The organism is Roseovarius sp. JB2-10 (assembly GCF_055693585.1).
In genome coordinates, this window is sequence record NZ_CM146337.1 from 2,610,939 (window position 1) to 2,635,183 (window position 24,245).

The 24,245-nt window shown below is 59.6% G+C and carries 24 protein-coding genes and 2 pseudogenes; 11 read left to right on the forward strand and 15 right to left on the reverse strand.

Annotated features, from left to right (window positions below; translation table 11 throughout):
- The 3 genes from ACZ1HJ_RS13120 to ACZ1HJ_RS13130 all read right to left on the reverse strand — a co-directional run bounded on the left by ACZ1HJ_RS13120 (position 1) and on the right by ACZ1HJ_RS13130 (position 2,039).
- Positions 1–1,149 (reverse strand): M24 family metallopeptidase, encoded by a 1,149-nt coding sequence (locus ACZ1HJ_RS13120; protein WP_472719107.1) that lies wholly within the window; start codon positions 1,147–1,149, stop codon positions 1–3.
- A gap of 105 nt (positions 1,150–1,254) precedes the next feature.
- The gene (locus ACZ1HJ_RS13125) at positions 1,255–1,686 is read right to left on the reverse strand and encodes an SRPBCC family protein (protein ID WP_472719108.1); all 432 of its coding nucleotides are present in this window, start codon (positions 1,684–1,686) and stop codon (positions 1,255–1,257) included.
- Positions 1,683–2,039, reverse strand: coding sequence for an ArsR/SmtB family transcription factor (locus tag ACZ1HJ_RS13130; RefSeq protein ID WP_472719109.1), 357 nt, complete (start codon positions 2,037–2,039; stop codon positions 1,683–1,685). Before ACZ1HJ_RS13130 ends, ACZ1HJ_RS13125 begins: the two co-directional genes overlap by 4 nt.
- Positions 2,040–2,214: 175 nt before the next feature.
- Between ACZ1HJ_RS13130 and ACZ1HJ_RS13135 the strand changes: the two genes are divergently transcribed.
- The 3 genes and pseudogenes from ACZ1HJ_RS13135 (at position 2,215) to ACZ1HJ_RS13145 (ending at position 5,900) form a co-directional block, all read left to right on the forward strand.
- The gene (locus ACZ1HJ_RS13135) at positions 2,215–2,700 is read left to right on the forward strand and encodes a (2Fe-2S)-binding protein (protein ID WP_472719110.1); all 486 of its coding nucleotides are present in this window, start codon (positions 2,215–2,217) and stop codon (positions 2,698–2,700) included.
- Between the two features lie 35 nt (positions 2,701–2,735).
- Positions 2,736–5,100, forward strand: a pseudogene (locus ACZ1HJ_RS13140) (xanthine dehydrogenase family protein molybdopterin-binding subunit).
- 11 nt (positions 5,101–5,111) lie between these two features.
- A complete protein-coding gene (locus ACZ1HJ_RS13145) occupies positions 5,112–5,900 on the forward strand; it encodes an FAD binding domain-containing protein (protein ID WP_472719111.1) in 789 nt (262 codons plus the stop codon).
- Positions 5,901–5,942: 42 nt separating this feature from the next.
- Here ACZ1HJ_RS13145 and mmsB read toward each other — a convergent pair whose 3' ends face one another.
- The 7 genes and pseudogenes from mmsB to ACZ1HJ_RS13180 form a co-directional block, all read right to left on the reverse strand.
- Positions 5,943–6,818, reverse strand: a complete 876-nt coding sequence (gene mmsB, locus ACZ1HJ_RS13150; RefSeq protein ID WP_472719112.1) for a 3-hydroxyisobutyrate dehydrogenase — start codon at positions 6,816–6,818, stop codon at positions 5,943–5,945.
- Between the two features lie 3 nt (positions 6,819–6,821).
- Positions 6,822–7,865 (reverse strand): enoyl-CoA hydratase/isomerase family protein, encoded by a 1,044-nt coding sequence (locus ACZ1HJ_RS13155; RefSeq protein WP_472719113.1) that lies wholly within the window; start codon positions 7,863–7,865, stop codon positions 6,822–6,824.
- Complete coding sequence (locus tag ACZ1HJ_RS13160) at positions 7,858–8,256, reverse strand: hypothetical protein (protein WP_472719114.1); 399 nt, start codon at positions 8,254–8,256, stop codon at positions 7,858–7,860. The genes ACZ1HJ_RS13155 and ACZ1HJ_RS13160 overlap by 8 nt, the downstream gene beginning before the upstream one ends.
- On the reverse strand, positions 8,253–9,398 hold the full coding sequence (locus tag ACZ1HJ_RS13165; protein WP_472719115.1) for an acyl-CoA dehydrogenase family protein: 1,146 nt from the start codon (positions 9,396–9,398) through the stop codon (positions 8,253–8,255). Before ACZ1HJ_RS13165 ends, ACZ1HJ_RS13160 begins: the two co-directional genes overlap by 4 nt.
- Before the next feature lie 94 nt (positions 9,399–9,492).
- Complete coding sequence (locus ACZ1HJ_RS13170) at positions 9,493–10,623, reverse strand: carboxylate-amine ligase (protein WP_472719116.1); 1,131 nt, start codon at positions 10,621–10,623, stop codon at positions 9,493–9,495.
- 97 nt (positions 10,624–10,720) lie between these two features.
- Positions 10,721–11,068 (reverse strand): hypothetical protein, encoded by a 348-nt coding sequence (locus ACZ1HJ_RS13175; protein ID WP_472719117.1) that lies wholly within the window; start codon positions 11,066–11,068, stop codon positions 10,721–10,723.
- A 142-nt stretch (positions 11,069–11,210) separates the two neighbouring features.
- A pseudogene (locus ACZ1HJ_RS13180) lies at positions 11,211–12,711 on the reverse strand (CoA-acylating methylmalonate-semialdehyde dehydrogenase).
- A 102-nt stretch (positions 12,712–12,813) separates the two neighbouring features.
- On the opposite strand from ACZ1HJ_RS13180, the gene ACZ1HJ_RS13185 reads away from it, so the two are divergent.
- From ACZ1HJ_RS13185 to coaD, 3 genes are all read left to right on the forward strand, one after another.
- Positions 12,814–13,710: a LysR family transcriptional regulator gene (locus ACZ1HJ_RS13185; RefSeq protein WP_472719118.1), complete on the forward strand. Its 897-nt coding sequence runs from the start codon at positions 12,814–12,816 to the stop codon at positions 13,708–13,710.
- 61 nt (positions 13,711–13,771) lie between these two features.
- Positions 13,772–14,206, forward strand: coding sequence for a CBS domain-containing protein (locus ACZ1HJ_RS13190; RefSeq protein ID WP_472719119.1), 435 nt, complete (start codon positions 13,772–13,774; stop codon positions 14,204–14,206).
- Between the two features lie 72 nt (positions 14,207–14,278).
- On the forward strand, positions 14,279–14,770 hold the full coding sequence (gene coaD / locus ACZ1HJ_RS13195) for a pantetheine-phosphate adenylyltransferase (RefSeq protein ID WP_472719120.1): 492 nt from the start codon (positions 14,279–14,281) through the stop codon (positions 14,768–14,770).
- 12 nt (positions 14,771–14,782) lie between these two features.
- On the opposite strand, the gene ACZ1HJ_RS13200 is transcribed toward coaD, so the two are convergent.
- The 3 genes from ACZ1HJ_RS13200 to gap all read right to left on the reverse strand — a co-directional run bounded on the left by ACZ1HJ_RS13200 (position 14,783) and on the right by gap (position 16,479).
- Entirely contained in the window at positions 14,783–15,205 is a 423-nt protein-coding gene (locus ACZ1HJ_RS13200) for a RidA family protein (RefSeq protein ID WP_472719121.1), read from the reverse strand.
- A 58-nt stretch (positions 15,206–15,263) separates the two neighbouring features.
- On the reverse strand, positions 15,264–15,407 hold the full coding sequence (locus tag ACZ1HJ_RS13205) for a hypothetical protein (protein ID WP_472719122.1): 144 nt from the start codon (positions 15,405–15,407) through the stop codon (positions 15,264–15,266).
- Between the two features lie 70 nt (positions 15,408–15,477).
- The gene (gene gap, locus ACZ1HJ_RS13210) at positions 15,478–16,479 is read right to left on the reverse strand and encodes a type I glyceraldehyde-3-phosphate dehydrogenase (protein ID WP_472719123.1); all 1,002 of its coding nucleotides are present in this window, start codon (positions 16,477–16,479) and stop codon (positions 15,478–15,480) included.
- A 245-nt stretch (positions 16,480–16,724) separates the two neighbouring features.
- Between gap and ACZ1HJ_RS13215 the strand changes: the two genes are divergently transcribed.
- Positions 16,725–18,494, forward strand: coding sequence for a hypothetical protein (locus ACZ1HJ_RS13215; protein WP_472719124.1), 1,770 nt, complete (start codon positions 16,725–16,727; stop codon positions 18,492–18,494).
- A complete protein-coding gene (locus ACZ1HJ_RS13220) occupies positions 18,491–19,063 on the forward strand; it encodes a hypothetical protein (RefSeq protein ID WP_472719125.1) in 573 nt (190 codons plus the stop codon). The genes ACZ1HJ_RS13215 and ACZ1HJ_RS13220 overlap by 4 nt, the downstream gene beginning before the upstream one ends.
- A gap of 42 nt (positions 19,064–19,105) precedes the next feature.
- Here the strand turns inward: ACZ1HJ_RS13220 and tkt are convergent, their stop codons facing one another.
- Complete coding sequence (gene tkt / locus ACZ1HJ_RS13225) at positions 19,106–21,121, reverse strand: transketolase (protein WP_472719126.1); 2,016 nt, start codon at positions 21,119–21,121, stop codon at positions 19,106–19,108.
- Between the two features lie 190 nt (positions 21,122–21,311).
- On the opposite strand from tkt, the gene ACZ1HJ_RS13230 reads away from it, so the two are divergent.
- Positions 21,312–21,815 (forward strand): hypothetical protein, encoded by a 504-nt coding sequence (locus tag ACZ1HJ_RS13230; protein ID WP_472719127.1) that lies wholly within the window; start codon positions 21,312–21,314, stop codon positions 21,813–21,815.
- On the forward strand, positions 21,815–22,210 hold the full coding sequence (locus ACZ1HJ_RS13235) for a cell division protein ZapA (RefSeq protein ID WP_472719128.1): 396 nt from the start codon (positions 21,815–21,817) through the stop codon (positions 22,208–22,210). The genes ACZ1HJ_RS13230 and ACZ1HJ_RS13235 overlap by 1 nt, the downstream gene beginning before the upstream one ends.
- On the opposite strand, the gene ACZ1HJ_RS13240 is transcribed toward ACZ1HJ_RS13235, so the two are convergent.
- Positions 22,207–23,064, reverse strand: a complete 858-nt coding sequence (locus ACZ1HJ_RS13240) for a LysR family transcriptional regulator (RefSeq protein ID WP_472719129.1) — start codon at positions 23,062–23,064, stop codon at positions 22,207–22,209. The two genes, ACZ1HJ_RS13235 and ACZ1HJ_RS13240, sit on opposite strands and share 4 nt — an antisense overlap.
- A gap of 92 nt (positions 23,065–23,156) precedes the next feature.
- On the opposite strand from ACZ1HJ_RS13240, the gene ACZ1HJ_RS13245 reads away from it, so the two are divergent.
- Positions 23,157–24,197 (forward strand): permease, encoded by a 1,041-nt coding sequence (locus ACZ1HJ_RS13245; protein WP_472719130.1) that lies wholly within the window; start codon positions 23,157–23,159, stop codon positions 24,195–24,197.
- The last annotated feature ends 48 nt before the right edge of the window (positions 24,198–24,245 follow it).

Sequence of the window (24,245 nt, forward strand, 5' to 3'; positions counted from 1 at the left end):
CTAGCGGATCAGCAAATCCAGTGAATGCCGCGACAAACGTTCCACGCCTTTATCCGTGACCCGCACCGAATGCCCGTAACACATGGCCTGACCGGCCTCGCTATCCATCAGGATCATATGCAGAAAGAACACCTGATTTTCCTGCATCAACAAAGGGTTGCCGTGATAAAACATCGGAAAATCCACCCAGATTGGGTTGTATATGGCACCCATGGCATAGCCGCAGGCCTGTGATCTGGCGTGGGACAGCCCGGCGGCGTCGAATACCTTGGCATGAGCATCAAACACGTTGCCCATCGGCTCACCGGGGCGGATCGCGTCTTCGCAGGCAGCCATGGCGTCGACCGTGGCCGTGTGCATGTGGCGCTGCCAATCGGTGGGCTCTCCGATCACCACGGTGCGCATCATCGCGGCGTGATAGCGCGCATAGGCCCCGGACCATTCCCAGGTGATCTGGTCTTGGGCATCCAAGTGGCGGCGACCGGAATAGTAACGGCAGAGAAGCGCACCCGGACCGGAGCCGAGGATGAATTCGTTGCCGGCGTAATCACCACCGCCCCGAAACACCGCCCCCTGCATTTCTGCCAGAATATCACCCTCGAACGCACCGGCGTGCGTCGCCGCAAGCCCGGCATCCATCGCGTCATCCGACAGCGCCGCGGCTTTGCGATGCATCTCGATTTCGGCAGGGGATTTGATGCGCCTGAGCGTGCGGATCACCTCGGAGGCATCCACCATGTCGGGCAGGGCACTGCGCACCATCTGGCCGTTGAAATCCGTAAGGCCCGCCGTGTTGGACTCGAACCCGAGCCGTCCGTTGGCCACGCCCAACCTTTCCAGAAGACGGATCAGATCCTGCACCGGTTTGGCGCCTTCGACCTCGGTCCAGATATGGATTTCGTCATCTTCGAGGGTCGAGGTCAGTTGCGCCTGACGCAGGTCGGGCAGGCGGGTCAGCAAGTGCAGATCGCCGTTGGACGTCAGCACCATCGCCTGAAACATCGCAAATCCAAACGTGTCATACCCACTGATCCAGAAATGGCTTTCGGGGGCAAACATGATGAGCGCGTCAAGCTCTGCGTCGGCCACGGCCTGGGTGGCGCGGGCCTGACGGGCCGCATATTCGGCGGCGTCGAAATGAAGGGTCATAAAGGTCTCCGGGTTTGCGTCAGGAAAACTCAATCGCGGGACCGGAGATTTGGCAAGCAAAATGAACCGCAGGCGGCGGCTGCGTGACCGCCGCCTGCGCCTGGTTTATGCGACGACGGACAGACACTCCAAAATCGCGCGCCAGCCATTTTCGTGATTGTCGCGGCTTTCCTCATTTGGAAAACGGATATGGGTCAGGGTGACATGGGTGCCCGCACCGTCCGGGCGAAAGTCGAGCGTGACCTGACTGCCTTCGACCGAAAAGGGCGATTCCCACGAAAAGACAATCTGATGCGGCCGGTCAATCACCTGGTAAACGCCGCCATGGGGCATTTCATCGTCACCGTTTTTCATGATCAGATCAAAGCGCCCCCCGACACGGGGGTCATTGGTGGCGGCGGGGGTGGTCATGCCGGTGCCTGGACGCATGAATTTCATCAGCATCTGTGGGTCCAGCCATGCGTCAAACACCCGCTCGGGCGGGGCGTTGACGGTGCGCGATACGGTCAGCGACAGGTCGGTTTCAGTTACAGTCATTTGGCAGTCTCCTCTGTGAGCAGGGTGTCCAGCGCGTCCAGTCGTTGCGCCCAGATTGAACGCAGGCCCGAGAACCATTGATCGATTTCCGTGAGTGGATCGATCTGCACCTCAATGAGATGCTCGCGCCATTCGGTCCGCCGGACGACCAGCCCGGCCCGTTCCAACACCTTGATGTGTTTGGAAACGGAGTTGAGGCTCATGTCGAAATGTCCGGCAATCACCGTCACCCTTTGCGGCCCATGCTGCGCCAGAAGCGTCAGAATGGAGCGCCGCGTGGGGTCACTGGCAGCCTTCAGAATATCGGTCAGCGGGTCATGTGATTCTTGTTCAACCATAAGGGTGAATAACAACTCACACCCAATCAATCAACCCAAAAGGTGAATGAGTGCGTTGCAGCAAACGGGCGATGAAGTGAGCTAAGACTTTAGTCGTTAATCCGCGCGTCGCCGGAAAACAGCCTTCCCATAACAAAGGATGCATGTTTATCTTTGCAGAATAGAAAGATAACAAAACTGGGAGGTGCCTATGTCACAGGTCAACATGACCGTGAATGGCAAGTCTGCGTCCGGCGATGTCGAAGGACGCACTTTACTTGTTGAATTCTTGCGCGAAAATCAGGGCCTGACGGGCACGCATGTCGGCTGCGACACCAGCCAGTGCGGTGCCTGTGTTGTGCATGTTGATGGCAAGGCCGTCAAAGCCTGCACGATGTTTGCCGCCGAAGCGGAGGGCGCAGAGGTGACCACGATCGAAGGCATGAGCAATGCCGATGGGTCGTTGGGCACGATCCAGCAGGCGTTTCAGGACCACCACGGATTGCAATGCGGGTTCTGTACGCCGGGCATGGTGATGAGTGCCGCCGCTCTGTTGTCAGAGAATCCGAACCCCAGTGAAGCAGAGATCAGAGATTACCTTGAAGGCAATATCTGCCGCTGCACCGGGTACCATAACATCGTCAAGGCGATCATGGCCGCGGCCGGTCAGGACGTATCGCACATCGCCGCAGAATAAGCGCCAAGTAACGCCAGCATTTAGGAGGAATTCACATGCCAGCAGATGGAGGCATAGGCGCCGCAACACCGCGCCGCGAAGACGTCAGGTTTCTGACAGGGGTCGGAAACTACACCGACGATATCAATTTACACGGTCAGGCCTATGTGCATTTCCTGCGCTCGGACGTGGCCCATGGGACGCTCAACAGCGTGGACACATCCGCGGCGGACGGCATGCCGGGCGTGTTGCGCATCTTTACCGGCGGTGATTTTGCCGAAGTGGGCGGATTGCCCTGCGGCTGGCAGGTCACCGACCGCCACGGTGAGGTCATGCAAGAGCCCGCACATCCGGTGCTGGCGCAAGGCAAGGTCCGCCATGTCGGCGATCCGATTGCGGCCATCGTGGCCGAAACCCGCGAACAGGCCCGCGATGCGGCCGAGGCGATCGAGGTCGATATCGACGAATTGCCCGCCGTAGTCGACATGAAGGCCGCGTTGCAGGACGGGGCCACGAAAGTGCACGACGATCTGACATCGAACCTCTGCTACGATTGGGGCTTTGTCGAAGAAAATAAGGGCGCTGTGGATGAGGCGATCAAGAATGCCGCCCATGTCACCACGCTTGAGCTGGTCAACCAGCGGCTAGTCGCCAACCCGATGGAGCCGCGTGTGGCCGTGGGAGATTATCAGCGTGGCACCGATGACAGCACGCTTTATACCACCAGTCAGAACCCGCATGTGATCCGCCTGTTGATGGGTGCGTTTGTTCTGGGCATTCCGGAACATAAACTGCGCGTTGTGGCCCCGGATGTAGGGGGCGGCTTTGGCTCCAAAATCTTCCACTACGCCGAGGAAGCCTTCTGCACCTTCGCTGCCAAGGCGCTGAACCGTCCGGTCAAATGGACCTGCAGCCGGTCCGAGGCGTTCATGACAGACGCCCATGGTCGCGATCATGTGACCAAGATCGAACTGGCGCTGGATGCGGATAACAATTTCACGGCCATCCGCACCGATACCCATGCCAATATGGGCGCGTATCTGAGCACGTTCGCGCCGTCCGTGCCCACATGGCTGCACGGCACACTGATGGCGGGCAACTACAAAACCCCGCTCATCTATGTGAACGTCAAGGCAGTCTTCACCAACACGGTGCCCGTGGACGCGTATCGCGGCGCGGGCCGCCCCGAGGCGACGTTCCAGTTGGAGCGCGTGATCGACAAGGCCGCGCGTGAATTGGGCGTCGACCCGATTGCGCTCAGACGTCAGAACTTCATCACCGAGTTCCCCTATGCCACGCCGGTGGCCGTTGAATATGACACCGGCAACTATGGCGCGACGATGGACAAGCTGGAGGAGATCGCCGATCTCAGCGGGTTTGCAGCCCGTCGCGCCGAGAGTGAGGCCAAGGGCCGTCTGCGCGGCCTCGGTGTCAATTGCTATATCGAGGCCTGTGGCATCGCGCCATCGAACCTTGTTGGGCAATTGGGCGCGCGCGCGGGTCTCTACGAGATCCGCGACCGTGCGGGTCAACGCCACCGGCGGCATCACCGTCATGACCGGAAGTCATTCACACGGTCAGGGCCATGAAACGGCCTTCCCGCAGGTGGTGGCCGACATGATTGGTATTGATGCCGGCATGGTCGAGATCGAACATGGCGACACGTCCAAAGCCCCAATGGGCATGGGTACCTATGGTTCCCGCTCCATCGCCGTGGGAGGCAGCGCCATGGTCCGCGCAACCGAGAAAATCATCAACAAGGCCAAGAAAATTGCGGCCCACCTGATGGAAGCCTCAGACGCGGATGTGGAGCTCAAGGACGGTCAGTTCAGCATCGCAGGCACAGATAAATCCGTCGCCTGGGGCGATGTGACGCTGGCCGCTTACGTGCCGCATAACTACCCGCTTGAAGACATCGAGCCGGGGCTGGAGGAAACCGCGTTTTATGACCCGGCCAACTTCACCTATCCGGCCGGTGCCTATGCCTGCGAGGTTGAGGTGGATCCCGATACCGGCAAGGTCACCATCGAACGCTTCGCGGCGGCCGATGACTTTGGCAATATCGTCAATCCGATGATTGTCGACGGTCAGGTCCACGGTGGTCTGGGGCAGGGGATCGGGCAGGCACTGCTCGAATCTTGCGTCTATGATGAAAACGGTCAGCTGCTGAGCGGATCCTACATGGATTACGCCATGCCGCGCGCCGATGACGTGCCGTTCTATCAGGTGGATCATTCCTGTCAGACGCCGTGCACGCACAACCCTCTTGGGGTCAAAGGCTGCGGTGAGGCGGGGGCGATTGGCTCACCACCCGCTGTGGTCAACGCCGTCGTGGATGCGCTGCAAAACGCGGGCCACAACGTAACGCACATCGATATGCCGCTCTCGCCATCGCGCGTGTGGCAGGCCATGCAAGGGTAAGGAGATCAGATATGTATGCATTTGACGTAGAACGCCCGACCCGCCTGACCGATGCGGTGAAACTTCTGAGCGACTCGACAGACAGTCAGCCCTTGGGCGGCGGTCAGACCCTGATCCCCACGCTGAAACAGCGCCTGGCCATGCCCGAACGGCTGGTCAGTCTCGGGGCCATTGATGAGATCAAGGGCATCTGTACCGGCGACGATGGCGCGCTGTGCATTGGCGGGGCCACAACCCATGCTGATGTGGCCGCAGGGGCGGGGGCCTATCCCGCGCTTGCCGGTCTGGCGGGGCATATCGGTGATCCGGCGGTGCGCAATCGGGGCACCATTGGCGGCTCACTGGCCAATAATGACCCGTCGGCCTGTTATCCGGCCGGTGTATTGGGGTCAGGTGCCACGGTCGTGACCAACACGCGCCAGATCGCGGCGGATGATTTCTTTGACGGGCTCTTTACCACGGTGCTCGAAGAGGGTGAGATCATCACCGAGGTTCGCTTCCCGGTGCCCGAACGTGCGGCCTATGAGAAGTTCGAACAACCTGCCTCGCGCTTTGCGCTGGTGGGCGTGTTTGTCGCAAAATTCGCCGACGGTGTGCGCGTGGCTGTGACCGGCGCGTCGGAGGAAGGCGTCTTCCGCTGGAGCGAGGCGGAGGCGGCCCTGAGTTCGGATTTCTCAGGCAGTGCGTTGGACGGCTTGTCGCCAGCGGGCAGTGGCATGATCAGCGATCTACACGGCACGGGCGAATATCGCGCGCATCTGGTCAGCGTTATGACCCGACGCGCCGTTGCAGCCGCTTGACATGAAACACCGGCACAGGCGGGCGTGATCTGCCTGTGCCGCTTACCCCTGATGCCCGCGCTTTTCGAAACGCGGCAACATGGCGCTGAAGTCTTTTCCCGCGCCGTCTTCCTGTTCGACAAACTGTGCATAAAGATCCCGCGCGGCCTGCCCCAATGGCGTGTCTGCATCTGCGGCCTCGGCGGCCTGCAGGGCCAAGCGCAGGTCCTTGAGCATCAGATCGGCGGCAAAACCGGGTTGGTAGTCATTGTCCGACGGGCTTTGCGGGCCAATCCCCGGCGCGGGGCAATAGGCATTCATTGTCCAGGAATAGCCCGATGACGTGCTGACCACGTCGAACATCGCCTGCCGGTCCAGCCCCAGCTTGTCGGCCAGGGCAAAGGCCTCGCAGGTCACAATCATTGTCGCACCCAGGATCATGTTGTTGCAGATCTTGGCGGCTTGGCCATTGCCAGATGGGCCGCAATGAACCGCCTTTTGTCCCATGATATCAAAAAGTTCCTTGGCAGTGTTAAAGCCCGCATTGTCGCCGCCGACCATAAAGGTCAGCGTGCCGCCCTGCGCGCCACCCACGCCACCGGACACGGGCGCATCCAGCGCCGAAAGACCGGCATTTTGTGCCTGATCCGCAACCGCCCGCGCACTTTCGACATCGACGGTCGAGCAATCGAGCAGCACGGCACCCTTCTGCATCACCGGGATCACCTGATCGGCCACGCTGCGCAGAATCTGACCGTTGGGCAGCATGGTGATCACCACATCGCGGCCCTCGGCGGCCTCTTCGGCGCTGGCAGCGTTGCTGACGCCCTCGATGGTCACATCGGCCATGTCAAACCCGGTCACTTCATGGCCCGCCTTGGCCAGATTGGCCGCCATCGGCCCGCCCATGTTGCCGAGCCCGATAAATCCGATTTTCATGGCCTAACTCTCCCCTTCGAAGGTCAATTTATGTGCGCCCAGAGGCATCAACATCCTGGTCGCCGCCAGCGCGGGCGGGTTTTCCAGATCGTGCTGCCACTTGGGCGCGCGGTCCTTGTCGATCACGGCGGCGCGGATGCCCTCCAGAAAGTCACCGTGTTCCATGGCGCGGTAGGTGAAACGATATTCCAGTTCCAGCGCGTCGCGGATGCCGGTGCGCGACCCCCGCAGGCGATGCGTCATCTCGATGGCACAGGCCATGGAAAGCGGTGAATTGCGGCCCATGGCCTTGAGGGCCTGCGTGGCAAATTCACTGTCATCGCCGCGCAGGGCATTCAGAATATCCAATAACCCCTCGCCAGAAAAATGCTGGTCGATCATGGGCTGCAGCTTTGCAAATGTGCCGTCGGGGGCAGGTTCGGCAGCGGCTTCAATCTCGGTCACATCGCCGGTTTCCTCCAGAGAGGTAATCAGGTTTTCCCACTTTGAGTTCGGAATGTAAGTATCTGCAAAACCTGCGTATATCGCATCCGCGGGCCCCATGCGTGCGCAAGTGGTCCCCAGGTATTCTCCCAACCGGCCCGGCGCCAAGGCCAGCATCAGTGAGCCACCAACATCCGGCACCAACCCGATGCCGCATTCGGGCATCGCGACCTGGCTTGTCTCATCCACGATCCGGTGTGAGCCGTGACAGGAAATGCCGACACCGCCGCCCATGGTGAAGCCCTGCATGAAGGCCACATAGGGTTTGGGATACTCAAAAATCTTGGCGTTGAGACGGTATTCATCGGCCCAGAATGACTGCCCATAGGCAAAATCACCGGCGCGGCCCGTCTCATAGAGCTTCTGGATGTCCCCGCCCGCGGAAAACGCCTTGTCCCCCTCCGCATCGATGATCACCAGCGCCACGTCATCATCATCGCGCCACGCATCCAGCGCCTGTTCAATCGCCGTGCACATCTCATGCGTGACCGCATTCAGTGCCTTGGGCCGGGTCAGCGTTATACGCCCCGCACGGTCGGTTTTGCGTATGTGGATGTCAGGCATGTTCTTCGATCCATTTTTTGTACTCAAGCTCAGCTAAGTCTTTGTAACTGTTTGCTGTGGCCGGTCGTCCAAAAAGTGCACTGACGTGGGCAGCCGGGGCATTGATGGACTCTGAAAACATTGCCCAAAGAATGGGAGCATGAACAGTAATGAACCCCGAGAGCACTATGCCAATTGCGAGGCCGGGACTGACCTCCAAAAGGAGTATCAATCCATTGGTCAAACAGATTACTCCTACGAAAGGGATAAAAAACCAGACCACAAAATAGGCGAATTCAGCAAGAAAACCCAAAGCTGGTTTGGTCGCTACTACGGTCCATTTCCATGCACGTTGGCGCAGAAATTGCCCGTACAACCGGCTGCTCTTCAACCATTTGTACCAGCGCTTCATTTCTGCTCTGCCAGCAATTGCCGGGCGACGATCAGGCGCATGACCTCGTTGGTGCCTTCAAGGATTTCGTGCACGCGCAGGTCACGGACCAGTTTTTCGATGCCGTAATCCGCCAGGTACCCATAGCCGCCATGCAATTGCAGGCACTGGTTCACGACCTTCGATCCGGTCTCGGTCGCCAGCCGTTTGGCCATAGCGCAGAATTTGGTCGCATCTGGTGCGCCGGTGTCGAGCTTCCACGCGGCCTGACGCAGGAAGGTTCGCGCGGCCTGAAGCTCGATCTCCATATCCGCCAGCCGGAATTGCAAGCCCTGAAACTGGTCAATGGTTTTGCCGAAGGCCTTGCGTTCGGACATGTATCGCAGGGTCATGTTTAGCGCGTTCTGCGCCGCTCCGATGGAGCAGGCCGAGATGTTGAGCCGCCCGCCATCAAGCCCTGCCATGGCATATTTGAAGCCCTTGCCTTCCTCGCCCACCAGATTGTTTGCGGTGATCTGGCAATCGTCAAACTGAACTTGTGCCGTGGGTTGCGAGCGCCAGCCCATCTTGTCCTCCAGCGCGCCAAAGCTGAGGCCCGGGGTGCCATCCTCGACATAGACGGTAGAGATGCCTTTGGGACCATCCTCACCGGTGCGGACCATGACGACATAGGCGTCGGAGTACCCGCCACCCGAGATGAACGCTTTGGACCCGTTGAGCATATAACCTTCGTTGGTGCGTTCCGCGCGGGTCTTGAGGGCCGCGGCATCCGAGCCGGAACCGGGTTCGGTCAGGCAATAGCTGAGCACGGTTTGCATGCTCAGGATATCGGGCATGATCCGCGCCTTCATCTCCTCGCTGCCAAACGTATCGATCATCTTGGCGCACATGTTGTGGATTGATAGGAACGCCGCAACCGACGGGCAAGCCATTGAAAGCGCTTCGAAAACCAGTGTGGCATCCAACCGGGTGAGGCCCGATCCGCCACCGTCTTCCGACACATAGAGCCCGCCAAACCCAAGCTCGGCAATCTGCGGCCAGAGCGCTTTGGGGATCGTGCCCTCAGCTTCCCACGCGCGGGCATGGGGCGCGATGTTGTCCTGCCCGAAGGCATGGGCCATGTCGAATATCGCCGTCTGTTCTTCGCTCAGCGCAAAATCCATCGAATCGTCCCCTTTGGCGCAAGAATTGAACGCATGTTTAATTACCAAATCTTGCAGCAATGTTGCAAGCTAAGCCCTGCTTGGCCGCCGTTTTTCACAGGTCGGCGTGAAACTCCTCGATCAGGTGGCGAACCACATCTTGCAGGGCGTCGTCGCTCGTTTTTCCGGCGGTGATCGCGTCTTCATACGTACGGCGCTGGCGGGTGGAACTGGTTCCGGTTTTGAGAATGTCGCGGGCGGTTTCAAGCTCGGAAACGGACGTGAAAAACCGGGCATCTTCCTCGGTCAGTTCAAACAACTCCTCCAGCAATTCCGCCATGGGAACGATCTGGGACTGCCCAAAGTCGATCAACCCTTCCTTGATACCATAGCGCTGCGCCCGCCACCGGTTTTCTGAGACCAGAAAGTGGTCGTAAATGCGCCAGCGCTGGTTTTTCTTGGCCAGCCGCCAGAGCATCCGGGTCAGGGCTTGGGTCATCGCGGCCAGCGTCAGGGTGTGTTCAAGCCGGGGCTGCACGTCGCATATACGCGACTCAATTGTGGGAAATTTGGAGGATGGGCGCAGATCCCACCAGATTTTCGAGCTGTCTTCGATCACACCCAGATCAATCAAGACGTCGACGGAGCGTTCAAACTCACCAAAGCTCTCCATCCGCGGCGGCAGGCCGGTGCGCGGCAGGTTGTCAAAAACCGTCAGCCGGTAACTGTCGAGACCGGTATCGCGCCCTTGCCAGAAGGGTGAGGAGCACGACAACGCCAGTGTATGAGGCAGGAAATAGGTCAGCTGATTGATCAGGTCGATGCGCCGGTCCCGCTCCGGAATGCCCACATGCACATGCATCCCGCAGATCAGCATGCGGCGCACAACACCGGCCAGATCATGCGAAAGGTCGTTGTAGCGGTCTTTGTCCGTATGGCTTTGATCACGCCAGTCCGAGAACGGATGGCACGACGCCGCAATGGGTGCCAGATTGTATTCTGCGGCATGTTTGGCCACGCAGCTGCGTAGGTGTTTCAGCTCTTCGCGCGCCGCACCCACATTGGCGCAGACCTTGGTGCCAATCTCGATCTGGCAATTCAGGAATTCGGGGCTGACCTGATCCTGCAACTCCGCCTGGCAGGCCTCCATCAATGCCGAAGGGGCAGGGGACAAGGCCATGCTGTCGCGGTCAACCAACAGGTATTCTTCTTCGATGCCTATCGTGAAATCCGGGTCCGCCGACACATGGTCCTCCTGAAATGACGTTCAATCAGGATGCATAGACAGGCATTGTTTGGCAAGGTGCACCCTTGCCGTTCAATCCCAGGGCGTTGCGCGGTGCTTACTGAAAGGACGCTTGAAGATCACCCAGCTCGTCTTGCACGTGCTTTTGGGTTTGCGCATCGATAGCGGCAAACCGTTGTGGCAATGCACGGCGCAGCAACGCGGTCGATATCTGCGCGTCGGAATGCAATTGATCCGCAAGGCTTGCCGTTTGCTCAACCGGTTCAGCCACGCGCGGTGTCGGGCGTTTCGGTGTCACGTGAACCGATTGACAGGGTTGGGTCACCGGCTCCGGTACATATTGCACAGGCGCGCGGTTGTGCCGGTGCGAATACCGGGTGTATTTTTCCTCCGGCGGTTGGGCCAGAGCCGTTTTATCCACCGATCTCGTTCCAAAGAGCTTCATATCCAAACATCCCCAAGATGTAACTTGGGTAAAGGCTAGGTAATGAATGGGACGAAAATTTGTCCAAACCTTGGCTTGGACTTGCCAACAAAAAAGGCGCAAACCGAAGTAAGCGCCTTTGTTTGTTGAGGTTTTGGGGTCTTTAGTCCATCGCCTTGAAGTTGAATTCGCCGCCTTCCTTGATGCCCGAGGGCCAGCGCGCGGTCACGGTTTTGGTCCGGGTGTAGAACTTGAACGAGATCCGGGCCGTGTTGGTTCAGGTCGCCAAACATGGATTTTTTCCAGCCGCCAAAGGTGTGGTAGGCCAGCGGCACTGGGATGGGCACGTTGATCCCGACCATGCCGATATTGATGCGGTGGGCAAAATCGCGCGCCGTATCACCATCACGGGTATAGATCGCGGTGCCGTTGCCATATTCATGGTCCATCGCGAGGCCCATTGCCTCTTCGTAGGAACCCGCGCGCACGGTGCTGAGAACTGGGCCGAAGATTTCCTGCTTGTAGATGTCCATGTCAGGGGTGACGTGGTCAAAAAGATGCGGGCCGACAAAGAAGCCGTCTTCGTAGCCCTGCAATTTGAAATCGCGGTTATCGACCACCAGTTTTGCGCCCTGATCAACGCCAGACTGGATCAGACCCAGAATGCGTTCCTTGGCGGCTGCGGTGACCACGGGGCCAAAATCGACGTCATCGCCATCGGTGTAGGGGGCCACGCGCAGTTTTTCGATCCGGGGCACAAGCGCATTGATCAAACGGTCAGCAGTTTCATCGCCCACAGGCACGGCCACGGAAACCGCCATGCAGCGTTCGCCAGCCGCTCCGAAGCCCGCACCCACAAGCGCGTCTGCTGCCTGATCCATATCCGCATCGGGCATGACGATCAGGTGGTTCTTGGCACCGCCAAAGCATTGTGCGCGTTTGCCGTTGGCTGTGGCGCGGCTGTAGATATATTGCGCAATCGGGGTGGAGCCCACGAAGGATACACCGCCGATGATGTCATGATCCAGAAGCGTATCCACCGCTTCCTTGTCGCCATTGACCACCTGAAACACGCCCTTGGGCAATCCGGCCTCAACAAACAGCTCCGCCAGCATCAGGGGCACGGACGGGTCCCGTTCGGACGGTTTCAAAACAACCGCGTTGCCGCAGGCCAGCGCCGGGCCGACATGCCAGAGCGGCATCATGGCCGGGAAGTTGAACGGCATGATCGAGGCAACCACACCCAGAGGCTGGCGCATCGAATACATGTCAATGCCGGGGCCTGCGTCATCGGTATACTCACCCTTCAGCATTTGCGGCGCGCCGATGCAGTATTCGATCACTTCCAGACCCCGTTGCAGATCACCTTTGGCATCAGGGATGGTCTTGCCGTGCTCGCGGCTCAGCGCCTCGGCCAGCTTGTCCATATCGCGGTTCATCAGGCCGACCATGGCCATCATCACCCTTGCGCGCCGCTGCGGGTTCATCGCACCCCATGCGACCTGTGCGGCGGCAGCGTCTTCGATCGCCTTTGTGGTTTCGGCCACGCTTGCCATCGGGCAGTGTGATTGCGTTTCGCCCGTAGCCGGGTTGTAGACATCGCTGAACCGGCCGGACGTGCCCTTGACCTGTTCACCGTTCAGAAAATGCGTGAGCTCTTGCATTGGGTTCTCCTTCAAGATTTGCGCGCAGGGTAGCGTTGCAATTTTGGTTGGAAAAGAGGCAATATACCAAAAGAGATTTGCAAAAATGCAAAGGGGGTAGGCATGGACCCACAATGGGATGATCTGAAAATCTTTTTGGCCGTGGCGCGGAGCGAAAGCCTGTCGGCGGCGGGGCGCATCCTGAAGGTTGACCCGGCCACCGTCGGACGGCGCGTGGCGCGCCTTGAGGCGGCCTATGGCGCGCCGCTTTTTGCCAAGTCGCCCACCGGCTATGCGATGACGGATGCAGGCCAGCGCCTGATGGCCCATGCGGTGCGCGTAGAGCAGGCGATGGAGGACGCGGCCGAAGAAATGATGGGTAAATCCGGTGGTTTATCCGGTCAGATCCGGATCGGCGCACCGGATGGATCGGCCAATTTTCTCCTGCCACAAGTCTGCACGCAAATTTCGGAGGCGAACCCTGATCTGGACATCCAATTGGTGGCCCTGCCGCGGGTTTTTAACCTGACCCGCCGTGAGGCCGACATGGTTGTGGCCGTCAGCCCACCCAATGCGGGGCGCCTGACCGTGCAAAAGATTGCAGACTACAAGCTGCATCTGGCCGCCTCGCGGAAGTATCTGAGCAAACACCCGCCGATTGAGCGGCTGGAAGATCTGCAGGGACACAAGATCATTGGCTACATTCAGGACATGATTTTCGACAAGGAGCTGGATTACCTGAGCGCCACCGGGTTGGAGCGCGTGCATCTGGCCTCGAATTCCGTGTCGGTACAAATCAATTGGATCAGGCATGGCAGCGGGATTGGGATAATCCATGACTTCGCCATTCCATGGACCCGGGGCATTGTGAAGATTCTGCCAGACCAGTTCAATCTGACCCGTAGCTTTTATCTGGTGCGTCACGCAGATGACCGGCGGTTGGAGCGGCTCAATCGGTTTGCCGCCGCCCTGGTCGATGCCGTGCGCCAAGAGGTGGCACGACTGGAGGCGTTGACTTGACAGGGTCCGGATCAAGCGGGCAGGTTGAAAGTCTAACATTAAAAAATAGCGGAGGCCCGTGATGCTGGTGCAACAAATCCTTATGTCAAAGGGCGATGAGGGCGTGATCACTGTTGAGCCGGGCACGTTGGTGTCTGATGCCGCCCGAATTCTGGCGGAAAAACGCATTGGGGGTCTGGTTGTGTCCAAGGATGGGACCAGCCCGGATGGCATTTTGTCGGAACGCGATATTGTCCGGTCTTTGGCAATGCGCGGCGCAACCTGCCTGACCGACAAGGTCGAGACCATGATGACGCGCAATCCTGTGTGCTGTGCGCTACAAGACCCGTCGGATGCGGTGCTGGCGCGGATGACCGATGGCCGCTTTCGCCATATGCCGGTTGTGCAAGAGGGCATGTTGGTGGGCATTGTGACCATCGGCGATGTGGTCAAGGCGCGCCTCAATGAACTTGCGGCCGAGAAAGATGCCCTTGAGGGCATGATCATGGGCTACTAACCGCTTGCATTCCGCGCCGCAGTATTATTGCGTAGCGCCATATGTTTGACGCCTGTTGCAAGGAACACAGCGATGCGCATTGGCCTCTATCCCGGTACATTCGACCCCATCACCATGGGTCATATTGATATCATCCGGCGCGCGGCCGTCTTGGTAGACAGGTTGGTGATCGGAGTGGCGATCAACCGGGACAAGGGCCCGATGTTCTCGCTTGAAGAGCGGGTGGCGATGATCGAGGCGGAATGCGCCAAGCTGTCGAAGGAAACCGGGACCGAAATCGTCGTTCATCCCTTCGAAAACCTGTTGATCCAATGCGCCCGCGATGTCGGGGCCCAGATGATTGTCCGCGGCCTGCGTGCGGTGGCGGATTTCGAATATGAATTCCAGATGGTCGGCATGAACCGGGCGATGGATGCCTCGGTTGAGACGGTGTTTCTGATGGCCGATGCCAATCATCAGGCGATTGCATCGAAACTGGTCAAGGAAATCGCGCGGTTGGGCGGAGATGTCACCAAATTCGTGCCAAGCGATGTCAAAGACGCGCTGCTGACCAAGCTGAGCTAGTTTCGACGCGCGTCAGGGCGCGTGGAACCTGTCTTCGGGGATCACCGCAATCGCCGTCAGTTCGACAAGGATCTCGGGTGTCCAGAGATCGGCCACGCGCACACCGGTCGCGACAGGGCCGCATTCAGGATCAAGCCGCGCGGCGCGGGCACGGGTGATGGCCTCCTGATCGCCTTCGCGGGTAAAATAGGTCGTCAACGATACGATGTCGCCCATGCGCCCGCCTAGAGATGCCAGAATGCGTTCGATGTGATCCAAGGCGGCATGGGTTTGTGCCTCGGCATCCTGGCCACCGATCAGATTGCCATCCGCATCCCACGCAACTTGTCCTGTCAGATGCACCCGGCGGCCCGAGGGTTCGACCACGGCGTGATTCATGGGGAAGCCGTCACGGGGCCAGGTGCCTTTGGGATTAGAATGAAGTCGGTTCATCATCGCGGCCTCCTACGCTTTTTGCGCTGCATGGTCTTTGAAAAAAGGATCAGCCGTCCGGTCAACGCCAGAAGGCCATCCACTCGATCAGGTCTGCCAGTTTACGGCCAACAAACAGCGTGGCCGTCCACTCATTGAAAAACCAATCCAGCCCCAGAGCGATCAAGATGAGGCTCCCCAGCAAGATGGCAATCTGATTGGTCATGGTGAGTGGCCCGCAAGAAAAGTCCCGCCGGGTATGCCCGACGGGACCAACATCTGCAATATCGCAAAACTCAGCCGAGCTTGCCCATGGCCACGGCCACATCGGCCATCCGGCAGGAAAAGCCCCATTCATTGTCATACCAGGCCAGCACGCGCACCAGCCGGTTGCCAATCACTTTTGTCTGCTCTGGTGCAAAGATCGAGCTTTCTTCGGTGTGGCAGAAATCGACGGAAACCTTGGGCTCTGGGTCATAGCCCAGAACGCCCTTCAGCGGGCCTGCGGCAGCTTTGGCCATCAGTTCGTTAACGTCCGCTTCGGTCACGTCTTTTTGGGCGACAAAGGTCAGGTCCACGGCCGAAACGTTCGGCGTGGGCACCCGGATGGCCGAGCCGTCCAGCTTGCCCTTGAGAGCGGGCAGAACCTCACCCAATGCTTTTGCCGCGCCGGTCGAAGTCGGGATCATCGACATCGCCGCCGCGCGGGCGCGGTAAAGATCCTTGTGGCGGCGGTCCAGCGTGGGCTGATCACCGGTATAGGCGTGGATCGTGGTCATGATACCGGACTCGATCCCGATGCCTTCGTGCAGCACCTTGGCAACCGGGGCCAGACAGTTGGTGGTGCAGGAGCCGTTGGAGATCATCCGCTCACCGGCCTGCATATCCGCGTCATTCACGCCAAAGACCACCGTGCGGTCAACGTTCTTGCCCGGCGCTGATAGCAGCACCTTGCCCGCGCCACGCTCCAGATGTTTCTGTGCCTTTTCGCCATCGTTGAACTTGCCCGTGCATTCCAGCACGACATCAACACCGGACCAGTCGAGCTCATCCATGTCATAGGTCGAGAACATCTGCATCGGGCCCTTGCCCAGATCCATCGTGCCATCGCCCAGGGTAATCTCATTGGCGAAGCGGCCATGCACGCTGTCATATTTGATCAGATGTGCCGCGGTTTCCAGCGGGCCGGTTGCGTTGACCTTGACGACCTTGATGTCTTCGCGCGCGCTTTGCGCGATATAGGCGAGGGTGCAACGGCCAATGCGGCCAAAGCCATTGATGCCAACTGTGATGGTCATGGCGGGTTCCTTTGATGCGAATTCTTGCCCGCGATATAGACCCGGCGCGCCCATGCTGAAAGGCGAAAATCACCTTGATTTCAACTGTTAGCGATAAACACCGTTCGCAAAATGGAACCTGTTGATGAATTTACCTGCCGCGCGCGCCGATTGGTGGATTTGGTAAAATACACAAACCTGTGCTAGAATTCTCGTCATAGTTGAAGTTGCCCGCATAGGGCGTATTTAGATTTGAGTATTTAGTCATGAGAGCTTTGCGTCTCTTTGTCATCGCGTGTGCCTGCAGTTTGTCCGTCTTATCGACGACGGATGCCTTGGCGCAAACCACTGATACACAATCTGATCAAACTGGCAGAGCGACGGACAGAGAAAACCCATTAGAGCTCTTTCTGCGTGACCGTCTTCGCGATGCCATTCGCGAACGGCTGGAACAATCCCAAGAGCAAACGCCGCCTCGCCAAACGCCACCACGCCAGACACCTGAGACGCGACCTGTGGACGATGTGCAGCGTGCGGACCGGGCGGGCCCGACGGTAACGCCAACGGCAAAACTGTTCGACAATGACAGCAAATCGGTGGAGGTGACCGCCACCATTACCGATCCAAGCGGCGTGCTGGCCGCTTTCGTGATCGCAGATAATACACGCATTGAAATGGTGGGACGCGGAAACACCTATCGCGCGGCGGTGCCGTTGCCGCAGAATTACGACGCTACCCAAGTGGACATCCTGGCCTATGACCGGCTCAAAAATCAGGCCAAAAGAGTTCCGGCCTTCATCCAACGGCTCCCTGTTTGCGGGGAGGTGAACGGGGTCAGCGTGGCTGTGGTGCAGTCGGTTCAACGTAGTCTCACGGCGCTGCAGCGCGCGCCCGGTCCTGCAGATGGCATCGCCGGAGAGCGAACCTGCACCGCGCTTGAACAAGAGAAGATATTCGAGCCGTTTAGCTGGCCGAAGATCGCGCGCCTTCTGGAAACGCGTGTGGCTGAGCGGCTGATCACCCTGACCGCTGAGGGGCCATTGGAAGTGACCCGCGACATCACACCGGTCGTGGTGCGTCTAAAGGATCCTCGCCAAACCGGGGCCGTAGTATCGGTGGAAATGCAGGTGAATGGCACGGTCGGCGGGCGCCAAAACAACCCGGCATCGACGACGCGGTTTGCGGTCAAGACACCGCAAGGCGAGGTGCAGAAGCTGGTTTTCCTGGCCGTTGCGCGCGACGGGCGCGTCTTGGCACGTGCACCCCTCACACTCGAACGCCCGGGTGCTATTTCTCTTGCGTTGACCAGTGCGGCATTGATGGACGACCGCATCGAGACGGACCTTGCAGGGGTCAGGATGCGAGCCGATGTTGACGGTACGAAAGAGGCGCAGATCATGGGGCAGGCCGATAGCAGGCCCGCCCAGGAAATCACGAAATTTCTGGGTGACCCGGTCGAATTCATGATTGGCATGCCGCAAGTGGGCGAAACGGCGACGGTGGCCTTTTGGGCGCAATCGGGCGCGCGTGCGGCGCCGCGCCGGGTGATCACGCTGATCCGGGTGGACGCCTCGATCAACCCGCCGCCGCTGACAGACGTGGTCGAACCTGATGCCCCTGAAGCTGATGGCCTGGTTGCCCTTCGGTTTCCCGCGGCGCCCTTCGACCCGGCAAATATGCCCGACACACCGGACCCCACAAAGGTGAATGCGTTGCCGGAGGTGGATCTTTCGACGCCGTACTACGCGCCCGAACCTGACCCGTTGCCGGTGACACCCGGTATTTTGGCAGCAATTCTGGTGGCGCTTGGGGTTCTTGTGGCGGCTGGCCGGAGGCTATTGCGCCGCGATCCTGTAGAAACGGTTGAGACTCCCGTTGTGCCCCCGACATTGCGCGTCATTGCTTTGCCGGACGACACCCCGGATGTTGAGGTAACGGGCAATGATCTGCCCGGCCTCGTGATGGTGGTCGACGACGATGAGACTGCTGAAATCGAATTGGAATTTGATAGTGATTTGGAGGATGTAGCGCGATGAGCGATCAAACGGTTGCCCAGAATATGGCCCCGGCAGATTTCAGCAATGTGGTCGATGCGGTCAAATCGACATTGGCTACAGGCCGATCCGGCGTTCAGCTCAAAGGTTTGGGTCTCGATGGTGACACGTTGCAGAAAAGCGTGGCAGACGCGGTTGAAAACGCATTGTCGATTTCGGTGTTCGACGCGCTTTTGAAAGGCTGGTACGGCGCCAAGAGTATCGCCGAACTGGTGGGCAAAAAGGGACCAATGGATGGCAAGCCGCGTGTTGCGGCACTGGCCACGCATAAACTCAAAGTATCCCACAGACCGCAAATCCGCCTGAGTGTCGGCGGGCAGGTGGATATCCGCACCATAGCCATACCCGTGACGCTGGAAATCGAAGCCGCTGGCGTTGCCCTGACGGTGGTCAACCGCAAGATCACCAAGGCGTCCACTGGCTACGTCGAGCCAAAACTGATCGTGAAGGTGGAAAAAGTGAAGGTTGTCGAAACCGTGCTGACGCGGGTCGATCTGTCACGCAATGTCCTACCCGAGGGTGCCGCGCCGCGCGAAGAGGTTGTTGCCTAGCCGGTCCGACCCCGCCAACAAGTGGCAGGGCCGAAACCGGGTTTAGAGCAGCGATTTAACCTTGTCCGCCACGGCCTCTGCGGTGATGCCAAACTTTTCAAAGAGCGTACCGGCGGGGGCGGACGCCCCAAAGCTCGACATGCCCACAAAGCCCGCCTTGGCCTCACGTCCACGTTCGCCCAGAAGCCAACGGTCCCATCCTTGCTGCACGGCGGCTTCGACACCCACGCGCACCGGCCCGCCGGGCAAGACACGTTTGCGATAGGCTTCGTCCTGGTCGGCAAAAAGCTCCATGCAGGGCATCGAGACAACCCGTGTGCCGATGCCTTCGGCCTGCAACATGTCGCGGGCTTTCATGGCAATTTCGACCTCAGAGCCGGTGGCGATCAGGATCGCCTGACGTTTGCCATCGGCGTCGGCCAGCACATAGGCGCCCTGCGCGGTCAGGTTCTTGTTCTTGTGCTCAGTGCGCACGGTGGGCAGGCCCTGACGCGTCAAGGACAGGACCGATGGCGTAGATTTGGCACTCAGCGCCAATTCCCAGGCTTCAGCCGTTTCGACCGTGTCGCAGGGGCGAAACACCATGGTGTTGGGCGTGGCCCGGCTGATCGCGAGATGCTCGACCGGTTGGTGCGTTGGGCCGTCTTCGCCCAGACCGATGCTGTCATGGGTCATCACAAAAACAGTTGGCACTTTCATCAGCGCGGCAAGGCGCATGGCGGGGCGGGCGTAATCGGTGAAACACATGAACGTGCCGCCATAGGGGCGGATGCCGCCATGCAGCGCCATGCCGTTCATTGCCGCCGCCATACCATGTTCGCGAATGCCCCAGTAGACATAGCGCCCCTTGCGGTTATCCGTGTCAAAGACGCCCAGATCACCGGTTTTGGTGTTGTTTGACCCGGTGAGGTCCGCCGAACCACCCACGGTTTCGGGCATGATCGGGTTGACCACTTCCAGCACCATTTCGGATGACTTGCGGGTTGCAACCTTCGGCTTTTCCTCGGAAACCTGCTTTTTCAGCGCTTTGATCCGGGCGGAAAGCTTTGCGGGGGCATCGCCCTCAAAGACCCGGTTGAATTCGGCCTGACGTCGCTCGGACACATCGGCCAACCGCGCTTTCCATTCCGCGTGATCCGCGGCACCGCGGCTGCCCATGGCCTCCCACGCGGATTTGATCTCTGCGGGCACTTCGAAGGGCCCTGTTTTCCAGCCATAGGCGTCTTTGGCGGCGGCCATCTGGGCCTCATCCGTCAACGCGCCATGACCCTTGGAGGTGTCCTGCGCCGCGTGACCCAGGGCGATGTGGGTTTTGCAGGCAATCATCGTCGGCTTTTTGGTCTTCTTCGCCGCCGTGATGGCCGCGTCAATTTCATCCGGGTTGTGGCCGTCGATTTCCAGTACCTGCCAGCCCGCAGCGCGGAAGCGTTTGACCTGATCGGTGCGATCCGACAGGTCGACCGTGCCGTCGATGGTGATGTTGTTGTTGTCCCAGAAGACGATGAGCTTACCCAAGGCGTGACGCCCGGCAAGACCGATCGCCTCGTGGCTAACGCCTTCCATCAGGCAGCCATCGCCCGCAATCACATAGGTGTAGTGATCCACCAGTTTGCGGCCATAGCGCGCGCGCAGGATTTCTTCGGCCATGGCAAAGCCGACGGCGTTCGAAATGCCCTGACCCAGAGGACCGGTGGTGGTTTCGATCCCGTCATGCAGGAAGTTTTCCGGATGCCCCGCCGTGACCGCGCCCCATTGGCGGAAATTCTTGATCTGGTCCAGCTCCATGCCCTTGTAACCGGTCAGATGCAGCAACGCGTATAGCAGCATCGAGCCATGTCCCGCCGACAGGATGAACCGGTCCCGGTCGGGCCAGTTGGGGGCGGAGGCATCGAATTTGAGGTGCTTTTCATAGAGAACCGTGGCCACATCTGCCATGCCCATGGGCATGCCGGAATGTCCGGAATTGGCGGCATGGACGGCGTCAAGGGTCAGCGCGCGGATCGCGGCGGCCTTGTTCCAGTGGTCGGGATTGGCTTGGCGCAGAGCGGCGATATCCACGGGCGAACTTCCTTTGGCAGTGGCAACAGATAGAGGCTGAATAACAGTCCAGCCCCAAAGATCAACCCGGCCAGAACCCTCCTGCGCAAAGGGGGCGCAATTTACGTGGGTCTTGGGTACACTTAGGATCAAATCAAGCGTGTCGCGATTCGCGGCGCGGGTGGGACAGAGAGTTGAGGGGGTTGTGGCAATGAGCCAGATTGATGAGCTTGAGCGTCGTATCACAGGCGCATTGGACCGGATCGGGCAGGGCCTGGACGGCATGTCACAGGGCGGCGGCGTGGATGCGGCCGAAATGGATGCGCTGCGCAAGGAACTCGAAGACGAAAAGCTGGCCAGTGCGCAGCTGGAGGAACGCCTGCGCGCGTTGAGTCATAAACAGCGGGAACGCGCCGAAGCCGAAGACAGCGCCCGCGCGGCACAGGCAGATGCGATGCGCAAGCTGGACAGTGAATTGCAGTCCCTGCGCAAGGCCAATCAACAATTGCGAGAAAACAATCAGGCGCTGCGCGAGGCCAATGAAGCTGGCGTGGCCGAGCCTCATCTGATCAACAAATCCATGCTGGCGGAACTGGAAGGCCTGCGCGCTGCCCGGGCCGCGGACCGCGCCGAGGCCGATGTTGTTATGTCGGATCTGTCGGCGCTGATCACGGGTGCCAAACATGCCGAGACCAGCCAAGCGGAGGATGCGTAATGCCCGAAGTTACGATAGAAATCGGCGGCCGCAGCTTTGATGTGGCCTGTCAGGAAGGCGAAGAGCATTACCTGCACTCCGCCGCAAAGATGCTGGACGAAGAGGCCGGTGTTCTGGCCGCACAAATCGGACGTATCCCCGAAGCGCGGATGCTGTTGATGGCGGGTCTGATGCTGGCGGACAAGACCGCAGGCGTGCAGGACAAGTTGCGTGACGCTGAAAATCGCATGGCTGAAAAAGAGGCCGAGCTGGAGCAATTGCGCAGCGCGCCGCGTCCGGATGCGGAGCGGGTCGAAGTGCCGGTTGTCCCGGCCCATGTCACCGACACGCTGGCCGAAATTGCCGCACGCGCTGAAGCGCTGGCCGAAACCGTGGATGGCAAGGTCGCCGGTTAACGGGCGCGATTTTCGAAGGCTTGACAGATGGCGGCAGTGATGCTGCGCAGGGCAGGTGTTTCGGGCCCTGCCGTTTTCAGGATCAGATTGGATTTTGGCATCTCCGGAAACCCATCCTCCGGACCCAGAGCGATAATCTGTTGGCTCAGCGCATTGCTGCTCAACAGCGCCACCGCAACGCCCGCCTCAACCGCAGCCGTGATGCCTTGCACCGATTGGCTTGAATAGAGCACACGGTAGGGCCTGTTCATCGCGGCCAATGCACCAAGGGCCGCATCCCGCCACCAGCAATCGCGATCAAACAGGGCAACGGGCAAAAAATCGCGCGACAAAAGATCGTGGTGGCGCGACGTGACCCATTGGGTTTGATCCTGCCAAAGCACGAGATCTGTCGGGGCGGGGGTTTCAACCTCGTAGATGGCCAGATCAAGCGTGCCCTCGGCCAACATATCAGGGAAACGCGCGCTCAGATCACAGGTGACGTCCAATTCGACCGCCGGGTGTGATTGGGCAAAGGCGGCAATAATCTGTGCCAAGGTGTCGTGGCTGTGATCGTCCGGCACGCCGAGACGTAATCGACCGTCCAAAGAATCGGCGCGCAATTGCCTCAGCGTGGTTTCCAGCGTCGTTGTGACCTGTTGCGCGGTTGGCAGCAGACGTTCCCCCATCGGCGTTAGGGTGACACCACGCCCATGTCGCTCAAAGAGCGGTTGGCCCAACGTGTCTTCCAGACGTTTGACCTGAAGACTGGCGGCAGATTGCGTGCGCCCGATACGTTCCGCGCCAAGCGTGATGCTGCCGGTTTCGGAAACAGCCAGAAATGTGCGCAGAAGGTCACTGTCCAGTTGAGGCATTTGGAAAACTCATGTCTGAATTATAATCTATTCGTTTTTCTTTTATCTTAAAGGTGCGCATTTTGCCAGCCAGAGGATACAAGGACTGCAAAATGAGTGACCAGACACAAACCACCACACCGTCCCGACCCCTTTGGATGATCGTGGCTGCAAGCCTGTTGGCCGGTGCCACCGCCATTTGGCCCGCTGCGGTTTGGGACACGGCAAAGTTCGTGGCCTACAGCATGGTGGTGATCGCGCCGCTGGTGATCCCGGGCATCTTGCTGGCCGCATGGATCATCGCAAGCGGGGCCGACAGCCGGATCGCAAAGGCTCTTGAGGGGCGCATGGGCCGCGCCATTCTGGCAGCATCGGCCATCGGCGCGGTCACACCGGTCTGCGGTGTAACCGTGCTCCCGCTGATGGCCGGGCTGTTGGCAGGGGGCGTGCCTTTGGCTCCGGTGATGGCTTTTTGGCTGTCATCTCCGGTCACGGATCCGGCCATGCTGGCCACGACAGCAGCCACATTGGGCGTAAGTTTTGCCGCGGGCAAAACCACAGCCGCGTTTTGTCTGGGCCTGTTGGGGGGCGCTGTGACACTCGTTTTTGCGCGGGCCGGTTGGGCGATCAGCCCCTTGCGCGAAAACGGGTTTGTCGGTCGGATCATTGCGTCGCGATGTGGCTGCGACATGCCCTATGTTGCTGCGATTTGGCGCGATGCGGAGAGGCGTGACCTGTTTTTCCGCCAGATGCGGGCGACCACAAGACTTATTCTGATTTGCTTGATCCCGGCATTCGCGGCCGAGCATCTGTTGAACGCGCTGCTGCAGCCCGAAGCGCTGAGCGCCTATGTCGGGCGGGATCAGAGCTGGGCCATACCGCTGGCGGTTTTTGTGGGCGCTCCGGCCTATGTGGATGGCTACGCCGCCCTGCCGTTAACGCGGGCCCTGATTGATCACGGCATGTCCAACGGGGCCGCAATGGCGTTCCTGGTGTCGGGCGGGGTGGTCAGCATCTGGGGAGCGATGGCAATTTTCCCGGTGCTGCGTCTGCCGCCGTTCCTGCTCTATCTGGTGCTGGCCGTGATCGGCTCACTACTGGCCGGATACGGGTTTGAGGCCGCGATGTGGAACAGCACGCCTGCCATAAAATAAGGGCGCCGCGAGGTGATCGCGACGCCCCAAAATCATGCCCGGTTGCTC